We start from the raw sequence: 11,333 nt of genomic DNA, 5'->3' as shown, positions 1-11,333 counted from the left end.
GCAAAGGCCTGTCCATGGTGGAAGGCTACAATTTCTCGCTGATTTCAGGAGTATTATCTATGCGTAACTTCGATCTTTCTCCGCTATACCGTTCTGCAATTGGTTTTGACCGCCTGTTTAACCATTTAGAAAATAACCAAAGCCAGAGCAACGGCTACCCTCCATACAATGTTGAGCTGGTTGACGAAAACCACTACCGCATCGCCATTGCCGTCGCCGGTTTTGCAGAAAACGAGCTGGAAATCACCGCGCAGGACAACCTGCTGGTGGTGAAAGGTTCCCATACGGCCGAGCAGAAAGAACGTACCTACCTTTACCAGGGCATCGCCGAGCGCAACTTTGAACGCAAGTTCCAGTTAGCCGAGAACATTCACGTTAAAGGCGCGAACCTGGTTAACGGCCTGCTGTTTATCGAACTGGAACGCGTGATTCCGGAAGAGAAAAAACCGCGCCGTATCGAAATTAACTAATTACGCGGGTCGCGCGAGCGGCCCACCCAGACTTGCTTGCCGTAACGGGAGCATATGCGAATCCATCAGGATTTGCAGGAACAACTGTGCACAAAATTAAACTGTGCCGAACTCGCTTCTCAGAAGGAGATTTAGTATGCGTAACTACGATTTATCCCCCCTGCTGCGTCAGTGGATTGGTTTTGACAAACTGGCTAATGCCCTGCAAAGCACCACCGAGCAACAGACATTTCCGCCGTACAACATCGAAAAAAGCGACGATAACCACTATCGCATCACCCTTGCGCTGGCCGGGTTCCGCCAGGAAGATCTGGATATCCAGCTCGAAGGCGCGCGCCTGACCGTGAAGGGTACGCCGGAAAAACAAGAGACCGAAACCCGGTGGCTGCATCAGGGTCTGGTTAATCAGCCGTTTAGCCTGAGCTTTACCCTGGCAGACCATATGGAAGTGTCCGGTGCGACGTTTACCAACGGGCTGCTGCATATCGATCTTATCCGTAACGTGCCGGAAGCCATCGCGCCGCAGCGTATCGCCATTAGCGAGCGGCCGGCGTTGAACAGCTAATCCGCTTTACTCACAGACAGCACAAAGCCCTGCTCCGGCAGGGCTTTTTTGTGCGCCATCGCCCATACAATCGCATCCGGCTCTGAGAGAATCCATAGCATAACTAAGGTTATACACAGGATGTGGATCATGAGTGATATCGCGTTAACCGTCAGCGTGTTGGCCCTGGCCGCGGTTGTAGGGCTATGGATTGGCAATATCAAAATCCGTGGCGTCGGGTTTGGGATTGGCGGGGTGCTGTTTGGCGGCATTTTTGTCGGGCATTTTGCTGACAAGCTCGGGCTGGTTCTCAGCGCCGATATGCTCCACTTTATTCAGGAGTTCGGCCTGATCCTCTTTGTCTACACCATCGGGATTCAGGTAGGGCCTGGCTTTTTCGCTTCCCTGCGCGTCTCCGGGCTACGGCTCAATCTGTTTGCCCTCGGCATTGTGGTGATGGGCGGGCTGGTCACCGCGATCCTGCACAAAATCTTTGCTATCCCGCTGCCCGTGGTGCTGGGCATTTTCTCCGGGGCGGTTACCAACACGCCGGCGCTCGGAGCCGGGCAGCAAATCCTGCGCGATTTGGGCATTGAACCCGGCATTGTCGACCAGATGGGGATGAGCTACGCCATGGCCTATCCGTTTGGGATTTGCGGCATTCTGCTCTCCATGTGGCTGGTCCGCGTCCTGTTTCGCGTTAACGTCGACAAAGAGGCGAAGGATCACGAAACCACGCTCACCAACGGCCACATGCCGATCAAAACCATCAACATTCGCGTCGATAACCCCAACCTGAACAATATGGCGATTCAGGACGTACCGATTCTGAACAGCGCCAATATTATCTGCTCCCGCCTTAAGCGCGACGACGTGCTGATGGTGCCTGCGCCCGGCACGATGATCCAGCAGGGTGACCTGCTGCACCTGGTCGGCCAGCCGGGGGATTTAAACAACGCGCGGCTGGTGATTGGTCAGGAAGTGGATACCTCGCTTTCGACCCGCGGCACCGATATGCGCGTGGAGCGTGTTGTGGTGACCAACGAGCACGTTCTGGGCAAGAAAATACGCGATCTGCAGGTAAAAGAGCGCTACGACGTGGTCATCTCCCGCCTCAACCGTGCGGGCGTCGAACTGGTTGCCAGCCCGGAGGCCAGCCTGCAGTTCGGGGATATCCTCAACCTGGTCGGACGCCCGTCGTCCATCGATGCCGTGGCGGATATGGTAGGCAACGCCCAGCAAAAACTGCAGCAGGTGCAGATGCTGCCGGTGTTTATCGGCATCGGGCTTGGCGTGCTGCTCGGCTCTATTCCGCTGTACGTGCCGGGCTTCCCGGTGGCGCTCAAGCTCGGCCTGGCGGGCGGGCCGCTGATTATGGCGCTGATCCTCGGGCGTATCGGCTGCATCGGGAAGCTCTACTGGTTTATGCCGCCGAGCGCTAACCTGGCGCTGCGCGAGTTGGGCATCGTGCTGTTCCTGGCGGTTGTCGGGCTGAAGTCCGGCGGGGATTTTATCGATACCCTGGTCAAGGGCGAAGGGATGAGCTGGGTCGGCTACGGCATCTTTATCACGGCGATCCCGCTGCTGACGGTGGCAATCCTGGCGCGGATGTTCGCCAAAATGAACTACCTGACGCTGTGCGGTATGCTAGCGGGCTCCATGACCGACCCGCCAGCCCTCGCTTTTGCCAACAACCTGCACGCCACCAGCGGCGCGGCCGCGCTCTCCTATGCCACCGTCTACCCGCTGGTGATGTTCCTGCGCATCATCACCCCGCAGCTACTGGCGGTGCTGTTCTGGGGGATGGGCTAACAGCTCTTCCGGGTGGATGCGCCGCAGATGGTAGTCCACCTGGTAATCGCTGGTATTTCGGAACATCACGGAATAATTGAGGAACTCGCCGCTGTCGCTGTAGGAGAGAGAGGTAATTCGCAGCAGCGGCGTCTGTTCCGGCAGATTCATATAACCGGCCAGCTGTTTATCTGCCAATACCGGCGTCAGGCTCTCGTAGTTGCCGCTGATGGTGATCCCGCACTCCTTCTCAATGTAATCAAACTTAGACCCCTCAAGATGCGCCAGTGACAGGTTGCGGAACAGCTTCACCGGCATAAAGCTGTCCTCCAGCATCAGCGGCTTTCCGTCCACGTAGCGCACCCGCCGTGAAAAGTAGATCCGCTCATCCACCTGGATCCGCAGCTGGCTGGCGATGGCGGGCGGGGCGGGCATCACTTCGAACTGCAGCACCTTGCTCTGCACCTCTTTTCCCTGCTGACGCAGTACCTCCACCAGCCCGGTCAGGTTAGTGGTTTCGTGGTGAACGTCTTTGCGCGAGACAAACGTTCCGCTGCCGTGCCGGCGCTCAACCAGCCCCCAGCTCACCAGCAGATCCAGCGCCTTGCGGATGGTCATGCGCGCCACGCCAAACTCCTGCGCCAGCGCTTTTTCACCAGGCAGCGGGCTGCCGATGTTGTAGTCCGATGAATTCAGCCGCAGCCGCAACCTGTCAGCAATTGATTTGTAGATCACCAGTAGACCTCTCTGCCCTTATCAGGGCGTGGAATGCGTCCTGACATGTCCATATTTACCGCAAGAAGTAGACCTGACTGGTCAAAATAAAACCATGAATGCGATCACGAATCGCAGCGGCACGCCATGTTCGTACATCAGTAAGTTCTTATGCTCACCTCAGGCCAGCACAAAACCATAAAGGCCTCTACCCCTACAGGTTGTTACGTGAGGATTTAAAAATGCTCAGTCAAATACAACGTTTTGGCGGTGCCATGTTTACCCCGGTGTTGCTGTTTCCGTTTGCCGGGATCGTGGTGGGAATCGCCATCATGCTTCGCAACCCGCTGTTTGTCGGCGAAGCCTTAACCGCCCCCGATCATCTTTTCGCGCAGATCGTTCACATCATTGAAGAGGGTGGCTGGGCGGTGTTTCGCAATATACCGCTGATTTTTGCCGTCGGCCTGCCGATTGGGCTGGCGAAGCAGGCGCAGGGCCGCGCCTGTCTGGCCGTGCTGATTAGCTTCCTGACCTGGAACTACTTCATTAACGCGATGGGCATGACCTGGGGCCACTTCTTTGGCGTCGACTTCTCCGCCGAACCGACGGCGGGAAGCGGGCTGGCGATGATTGCCGGGATCAAAACGCTCGATACCAGCATCATCGGCGCCATCGTGATCTCAGGCATCGTCACCGCCATTCACAACCGCTATTTCGACAAGCCGCTGCCGGTCTTTCTGGGAATTTTCCAGGGCAGCTCGTTTGTCGTTATCCTCGCGTTCTTCGTGATGATCCCCTGCGCCTGGCTGACGTTGCTGGGCTGGCCGAAAGTGCAGATGGGCATCGAATCCCTGCAGGCGTTCCTGCGCTCTGCCGGTGCGCTGGGCGTGTGGGTGTATACCTTCCTGGAACGCATTCTGATCCCAACTGGCCTGCACCACTTTGTCTACGGTCCGTTCATCTTCGGCCCGGCGGCGGTGGAGGGCGGTATTCAGGTCTACTGGGCGCAGCATCTGCAGGAATTCAGCCAGAGCACCCTGCCGCTGAAGACCCTCTTCCCGGAAGGTGGCTTCGCGCTGCACGGCAACTCAAAAGTGTTTGGCTCGGTCGGGATTGCCTTCGCTATCTGGTACACCGCGTCGCCAGAAAACCGCGTCAAGGTGGCGGGCCTGCTGGTTCCGGCCACGCTAACTGCCGTGCTGGTGGGCATTACCGAACCGCTTGAGTTCACCTTCCTGTTTATCTCGCCGCTGCTGTTCGCCGTGCATGCGGTGCTGGCGGCAACCATGGCGACGGTGATGTACGCCTTCGGCGTCGTGGGGAACATGGGCGGCGGCCTGCTGGACCAGTTCCTGCCGCAAAACTGGATCCCGATGTTCCATAACCACGCCTCGACGGTGTTCACCCAGATCGGCATTGGCATCTGCTTCACCGGCATCTACTTCGTGATCTTCAAAACGCTGATTGAGCGTCTGAATCTGAAAACGCCGGGCCGGGAAGAGAGCGAAATCAAACTCTACAGCAAGGCCGACTATAAGGCGGCGCGCGGGCAAACCACCGCCCCGGCGGCGGCCAGCCAGCAGGTTGGGCAAGCAGCCGGATTCCTGCAGGCGCTCGGCGGCGCGGCCAACATCGAAAGCATCAATAACTGCGCCACCCGCCTGCGTATCGCACTGGTGGATATGGCGAAAACCCAAAGCGACGACGTCTTCAAAGCCCTGGGCGCACACGGCGTAGTGCGACGCGGCAACGGCATTCAGGTGATTGTCGGCCTGCACGTTCCTCAGGTGCGCGACCAGCTGGAATCGCTGATGAAAACCCCTTTAACAAATGAACAAACCACCCTGACAGAGGCTATATCATGAAAAAATTCTCAGTTGTCATTGCAGGCGGCGGCAGCACCTTTACGCCTGGTATCGTCCTGATGCTGTTAGCCAACCGCGACCGCTTCCCGCTGCGCGCCCTGAAGTTCTATGACAACGACGGCGCGCGTCAGGAGACCATCGCCGAAGCGTGCAGAATCATCCTTAAGGAGCAGGCCCCGGAGATTGAATTCAGCTACACCACCGATCCAAAAGCGGCGTTTACCGATGTCGATTTCGTGATGGCGCACATCCGCGTGGGCAAATACCCGATGCGCGAAAAAGATGAAAAAATCCCGCTGCGCCACGGCGTGCTGGGCCAGGAAACCTGCGGACCGGGCGGTATCTCTTACGGCATGCGCTCTATCGGCGGCGTGCTGGAGCTGGTGGATTATATGGAGCAGTACTCCCCGAACGCGTGGATGCTGAACTACTCCAACCCGGCGGCGATTGTCGCAGAAGCCACGCGCCGCCTGCGTCCGAACGCTAAAATCCTCAACATCTGCGATATGCCGATCGGCATTGAAGGGCGCATGGCGCAGATTGTCGGCCTGAAAGACCGCAAAGAGATGCGCGTGCGCTACTACGGCCTGAACCACTTCGGCTGGTGGACGTCGATTGAAGACCTGAACGGCAACGATCTGATGCCGAAGCTGCGCGAATACGTGGCGAAAAACGGCTATGTTCCGCCTTCGGAAGATGCGCATACCGAAGCGAGCTGGAACGATACCTTTGCCAAAGCTAAAGACGTGCAGGCGCTGGATCCGGACACCATGCCGAACACCTACCTGAAGTATTACCTGTTCCCGGACTACGTGGTCGCGCATTCCAACCCGGAACGGACCCGCGCCAATGAAGTTATGGATCACCGTGAGAAGCATGTGTTTAGCGCCTGTCGGGCGATTATCGAAGCCGGCAACTCCGCCGCCGGTGAGCTGGAAATCGACGAACATGCGTCGTACATCGTCGATCTGGCGACTGCGATTGCCTTTAATACCCAGGAGCGGATGCTGCTGATAGTGCCAAACAACGGTGCCATCCATAACTTTGACGCCGACGCGATGGTGGAGATCCCGTGCCTGGTGGGCCATAACGGACCGGAGCCGCTTACGGTGGGCGATATTCCGCACTTCCAGAAAGGGCTGATGAGCCAGCAGGTGGCGGTGGAAAAACTGGTGGTGGATGCCTGGGAGCAGCGCTCGTACCAGAAGCTCTGGCAGGCCATTACCCTGTCGAAAACCGTGCCGAGCGCCTCCGTCGCGAAAGCGATTCTGGATGACCTGATCGAGGCCAACAAAGAGTACTGGCCAGAGCTGCATTAATCGTCCTGACCGGCATCGCCCGATGCCGGTCTCCTTGTCCTTGTCGATTTACGCTATGCTGAAGCCTGCCCGTAGCACGACAAGGAATCTCCATGAAAATTTCCCGCCTCGGCGAAGCGCCGGACTACCGCTTCTCTCTGGCTAATGAGCGCACTTTTTTAGCGTGGATCCGCACCGCACTGGGCTTTCTGGCCGCAGGTGTCGGCCTTGACCAGCTCGCCCCCGATTTTGCCACGCCGCTGATTCGTGAAGTGCTGGCGCTGCTGCTGTGCCTGTTCGCGGGCGTGCTGGCGATTTACGGCTACCTGCGATGGCTGCGCAATGAGAAGGCGATGCGCCTGAAGCAGGATCTGCCCTATACGCGCGGGTTGCTCATCATCAGCGTGATTCTGCTGGCGGTGGCGGGCGTGGTGATGGGGCTGGTGTTCTATGGCGGATAGCCGCAAAGCGCGGCGCGAAGCGGACCCCGGCCTGCAGCCGGAGCGGACGTCGTTGGCCTGGCTGCGCACGCTGCTGGGGTATGGCGCGCTGATTGCCCTGGCGATTAAGCACAACTGGCACCGAACCGGGGTGCCATTCTGGATCTCTATTATTGTGCTGGCGCTGGTGGCCATCATTTTATGGCGCTATACCCGCAGCCGTAACCTGATGGACGTGGCGCAGAACGATTTTGTACAGCCGAAAGCGGTGCGGGATAAGTTCCTGATCGCACTCGCTGTTCTCTCGCTATCGCTGCTGTTTGCGGTGACCCATATTCAGCAAATTTTGAGTTTGTAAGCCGGGTGGCGGCTTAATTACTTCCCTTTAGCCAGATACTTCGCCATCTCGTCTTCCGGCACCATGCCGCCGCCGGTTGCCCACACCAGGTGGGTAACGTTGGTATGCGAATGAACGCGCAGCGGCCCGGCCATCCCCGCCAGCGCTGAAGGCTCAAGGCGGATCCCTTCCTCCTGCGCCAGCCAGCCGAGCATGTCGTACATGCTCCGATCGGAAAGGGTATAGAACCCGTCGAGCAGGCGCTCCATCGCGCGGCCCACGAAGCCGGACGCGCGCCCAACCGCCAGACCGTCCGCCGCCGTCACGTTATCAATGCCCAGATCCTGCACCGCGATTTCATCGTGCAGGCCGGTGTAAATGCCCAGCAGCATGCACGGCGAGTGCGTTGGCTCCGCGAAGAAGCAGTGCACGTTATCACCAAAGGCCAGCTTCAGGCCAAACGCCACGCCGCCAGGCCCGCCGCCTACGCCGCACGGCAGATAGACGAACAGGGGATGATCCGCATCCACCACGCGGCCCTGTTCGGTGAACTGCGCTTTCAGGCGCTCGCCCGCCACCGCATAGCCCAGGAACAGGGTGCGGGAATTCTCATCGTCAATGAAGAAGCAGTTCGGATCGCTTTCCGCCGCTTTGCGCCCTTGCTCCACCGCCACGCCGTAATCCTGCTCATATTCCACGACGATGACGCCGTGGCTGCGCAGCCTGGCTTTCTTCCACTCGCGGGCGTCGGCGGACATATGGACCGTCACCTTAAAGCCGATGCGGGCGCTCATTATGCCAATGGATAACCCCAGGTTGCCGGTGGAGCCCACGGCAATGCTGTACTGGCTGAAGAAGGCCTTAAAGCGTGGCTCCAGCAGAACGCTGTAGTCGTCTTCAACGCTCAGCAACCCGGCGTCCAGCGCCAGTTTTTCCGCGTGGGTCAGCACCTCATAGATGCCGCCGCGCGCTTTAATCGAGCCGGAAATCGGCAGGTGGCTGTCTTTTTTCAGCAGCAGCGTGCCGGGAATGGATTTGCCAGATTCTCTCTCCAGCCGCGCCTGCATTGCCGGAATGGCGACCAGTTCAGATTCAATAATCCCACCCGTTGCCGCCGTCTCCGGGAAGGCTTTCGCCAGATACGGCGCGAAGCGGTTGAGGCGCGCGTGGGCGTCGTCCACGTCGGCTTTGGTCAGCCCGACATAGGGTAACCCTTCCGCCAGCGTGGTGGTGCGCGGGTTAAGCCAGGTGGTTTCTTTCAGGGCAATCAGATCCTCAACCAGAGGAAACTGTGCGGTTAAAGTGGTGATAGTTGCGTTTTCCATAATATGTCTCTTCGCGCTCAGATAATGAAAGAAAGCAGGAATGTGCCGCCAAGTGCAAGCACCGAGGCGATAAACGTCGCCGTCGTATAGTATTTGAAGGTCTCATTCAGGGTCGCGCCGCAGTATTGCTTCACCAGCCAGAAGAGAGAATCGGTCACGATCGTGCAGCCAATGGCGCCGGAACCGATGGCAATGGTGATGATCTCCGGGCTGACGTTCGGGTAGAGCGGCAGCATCGGCGCGACGATGGCCGTGGCGCCCATCATCGCGACCGTGGCGGAGCCTACGGCGGCATGCAGCACCAGCGCCACCAGCCAGGCGAGCAGGATAGGGTGCATGTGCAGGTTCGAGAGAATTTGCGCCAGCGAGTCCGCCAGTCCGCTGGTTTTCAGGATGGCGTTGAACGCGCCGCCCGCGCCGATAATCAGCAAAATGTTGGCGATAGAGCCAAAGCCGTGCTCGGTGTGCGTCAGCATCGCGCCCATGCCCATGTGCTGGCGGATGCCCAGCAGGTAGTAGGCGACAAACACGGCGATAAACATGGCGGTGATCGGGTTGCCGATAAACTCCAGCAGCGTATACAGCGTGCCGTCTTTTGCCATATTCAGTTCAGCGATGGTCTTCACCAGCATCAGGGCAATCGGCAGCAGCACCGTAAACAGCGTGGCGCCCAGCGACGGCAGGGTATGCTCCTCCCGCACCTTCAGGTCTGAAAATTCCGCCGGAACCGGTTTAAATGGCAGACGATTGCCGAGCAGCTTCAGGAACAGCGGGCCGCCGACCAGAGAGGCCATCAGGCCGACCATCAAACCGTAGACAATGACCGTTCCAACGTCCGCCCCTAATTTATTGGTCACAAACAGCGCGGCCGGATGCGGCGGCACCACGCAGTGCACCGCCATCAGCGCGGTACAGAGCGGAATGGCCAGCTTGAGCAGCGACGTGTGGGTCTTTTTGGCGATGGAAAACGCCAGCGGTATCAGCAGGACCACGCCCACTTCCACGAACAGCGTAATGCCGCAGATCAGGCCCACCAGCACCATAATCACGTCTGCTGACAGCCAGCGGCAGCGCTGCAACGTAATCCCGATGCGCTCTGCCGCGCCGGAAACCTCCATCATCTTGCCGAGAATGGTCCCAAGACCAATCACGGTCGCCAGGAAGCCCAGCGTGCCGCCAATCCCACTCTCAATGGCGTTTACCATATCCAGCGGGCTCATTCCCATCATTGCGCCGACGAAAAAGCTCGCCAGCAGCAGCGCGAGGAACGGGTGAAACTTTAGCTTAACGATGGTTAAAACAATCAACACAATGCTGACCAGCAGCGTTGCCACAACCCAGACCTGAGATCCCATATCTCACCTCACCCTTATGTCATCTGGGGGTATTGGACGAAAAAGCGGCGTGGGCTGACAAACGATATAAATTGGCGTTCAGGTGAGCCAGATTGAATCAACTGAGTGACTGCGCTCTAAAAAACGCACTTAAACCGCATTAGGTTCACATATATTCACCCTTAAACAGTATGCTGAGCGCAGAAACCACGCGTGAGAATTGTGATGACCGATGCAAATGAAGCCAGAAACCGGCTGCTCAACGGCTGGCAGCTGTCGAAAATGTACACCTTTGAAGTGGCGGCTCGACATGAATCCTTCGCGCTGGCGGCGGAGGAGCTGTCGCTCAGCCCCAGCGCGGTGAGCCACCGCATCAACCTGCTCGAAGAAGAGCTCGGTATTCAGCTGTTTGTCCGTTCGCACCGTAAAGTCGAGCTGACGCAGGAGGGAAAGCGCGTTTACTGGACGCTAAAATCGTCCCTCGACACCCTGAATCAGGAGATCCTGGACATCAAAAACCAGGCGCTGTCCGGCACGCTGACGGTCTACTCCCGGCCGTCGATCGCTCAGTGCTGGCTGGTACCCATGCTGGGCGACTTTACCCGCCGCTATCCGTCGATTTCGCTCACCGTCCTGACCGGCAATGATTACATCAATATGCAGCGAACGGGGGTCGATCTGGCGCTCTATTTCGACGATACACCGCCAAACCATCTGTCTCATCACTTCCTGATGGACGAAGAGATTTTGCCCGTCTGCTCGCCGCAGTATGCCCGCGAGCATGAGCTGTTGAAAAACCCCGATAACCTTAGCCACTGCACGCTGCTGCACGACCGTCAGGCCTGGAGCAATGATTCCGGTACGGATGAGTGGCTGAGCTGGGCGCAGCACTTTGCGGTGAATATGCCGTCATCGTCGGGTATTGGTTTCGATCGTTCCGACTTAGCGATTATTGCGGCCATCAACCACGTCGGCGTCGCGATGGGGAGAAAGCGGCTGGTGCAAAAACGGCTTGAACGGGGCGAACTGATCGCCCCGTTTGGTGACAAGACCCTGAAATGCCATCAGCACTACTATGTTTCGACGCTTTCGGGCCGACAGTGGCCGAAAATAGACGCCTTTATCGGCTGGCTGAGAGAACTGGCAGGTTGAAGAATTATTACGCTTTCGCGCTACACCAAATGTGAAAAAGCATGCTAAATACAGGTAATGCTT

Annotated in this window: 11 protein-coding genes and 1 other annotated feature (1 of these 12 running past the window's edge); of the genes, 8 read left to right on the top strand and 3 right to left on the bottom strand. The window is 58.0% G+C overall.

All coding sequences use genetic code 11. The features are described from left to right. Positions 1 to 66, top strand: a sequence feature (ROSE (Repression Of Heat Shock gene Expression) occurs in the 5'-region of heat shock genes and acts as an RNA thermometer to modulate expression.); it begins 6 nt to the left of the window's first position. The 3 genes from ibpA (at position 60) to IM294_RS14685 (ending at position 2,826) form a co-directional block, all read left to right on the top strand. Next, complete coding sequence (gene ibpA / locus IM294_RS14695; protein WP_008500162.1) at positions 60 to 470, top strand: small heat shock chaperone IbpA; 411 nt, start codon at positions 60 to 62, stop codon at positions 468 to 470. Its footprint overlaps the feature before it by 7 nt. 136 nt (positions 471 to 606) lie before the next feature. Next, complete coding sequence (gene ibpB, locus IM294_RS14690; RefSeq protein ID WP_028014943.1) at positions 607 to 1,035, top strand: small heat shock chaperone IbpB; 429 nt, start codon at positions 607 to 609, stop codon at positions 1,033 to 1,035. Positions 1,036 to 1,164: 129 nt separating this feature from the next. After that, positions 1,165 to 2,826, top strand: coding sequence for a putative transporter (locus IM294_RS14685; RefSeq protein ID WP_047366728.1), 1,662 nt, complete (start codon positions 1,165 to 1,167; stop codon positions 2,824 to 2,826). On the opposite strand, the gene IM294_RS14680 is transcribed toward IM294_RS14685, so the two are convergent. Beyond that, positions 2,794 to 3,540: a GntR family transcriptional regulator gene (locus IM294_RS14680; RefSeq protein WP_028014945.1), complete on the bottom strand. Its 747-nt coding sequence runs from the start codon at positions 3,538 to 3,540 to the stop codon at positions 2,794 to 2,796. The genes IM294_RS14685 and IM294_RS14680 overlap by 33 nt on opposite strands. A gap of 221 nt (positions 3,541 to 3,761) precedes the next feature. On the opposite strand from IM294_RS14680, the gene IM294_RS14675 reads away from it, so the two are divergent. From IM294_RS14675 to IM294_RS14660, 4 genes are all read left to right on the top strand, one after another. Next, a complete protein-coding gene (locus IM294_RS14675) occupies positions 3,762 to 5,384 on the top strand; it encodes an alpha-glucoside-specific PTS transporter subunit IIBC (protein WP_126818358.1) in 1,623 nt (540 codons plus the stop codon). After that, entirely contained in the window at positions 5,381 to 6,703 is a 1,323-nt protein-coding gene (locus tag IM294_RS14670; protein WP_080329766.1) for a 6-phospho-alpha-glucosidase, read from the top strand. Before IM294_RS14675 ends, IM294_RS14670 begins: the two co-directional genes overlap by 4 nt. A gap of 92 nt (positions 6,704 to 6,795) precedes the next feature. Then, positions 6,796 to 7,143: a YidH family protein gene (locus tag IM294_RS14665; protein WP_028014948.1), complete on the top strand. Its 348-nt coding sequence runs from the start codon at positions 6,796 to 6,798 to the stop codon at positions 7,141 to 7,143. Then, positions 7,133 to 7,480 (top strand): DUF202 domain-containing protein, encoded by a 348-nt coding sequence (locus IM294_RS14660; RefSeq protein ID WP_023309822.1) that lies wholly within the window; start codon positions 7,133 to 7,135, stop codon positions 7,478 to 7,480. The genes IM294_RS14665 and IM294_RS14660 overlap by 11 nt, the downstream gene beginning before the upstream one ends. Before the next feature lie 17 nt (positions 7,481 to 7,497). Here the strand turns inward: IM294_RS14660 and dsdA are convergent, their stop codons facing one another. Together dsdA and dsdX are read right to left on the bottom strand one after the other, a co-directional pair. Beyond that, positions 7,498 to 8,784, bottom strand: coding sequence for a D-serine ammonia-lyase (dsdA, locus tag IM294_RS14655; protein WP_126818359.1), 1,287 nt, complete (start codon positions 8,782 to 8,784; stop codon positions 7,498 to 7,500). 17 nt (positions 8,785 to 8,801) lie between these two features. Further along, the gene (gene dsdX, locus IM294_RS14650; RefSeq protein WP_045260838.1) at positions 8,802 to 10,139 is read right to left on the bottom strand and encodes a D-serine transporter DsdX; all 1,338 of its coding nucleotides are present in this window, start codon (positions 10,137 to 10,139) and stop codon (positions 8,802 to 8,804) included. Positions 10,140 to 10,343: 204 nt separating this feature from the next. On the opposite strand from dsdX, the gene dsdC reads away from it, so the two are divergent. Beyond that, positions 10,344 to 11,270 (top strand): DNA-binding transcriptional regulator DsdC, encoded by a 927-nt coding sequence (gene dsdC / locus IM294_RS14645; RefSeq protein ID WP_126818360.1) that lies wholly within the window; start codon positions 10,344 to 10,346, stop codon positions 11,268 to 11,270. Positions 11,271 to 11,333: the final 63 nt, after the last annotated feature.

It is taken from the genome of Enterobacter cloacae complex sp. P43RS (assembly GCF_014930585.1).
Classification (GTDB): Bacteria; Pseudomonadota; Gammaproteobacteria; order Enterobacterales; family Enterobacteriaceae; genus Enterobacter; species Enterobacter bugandensis.
Note: the sequence above shows the minus strand (reverse complement) of the source record. Positions and strands in the feature narration are given on the sequence as shown.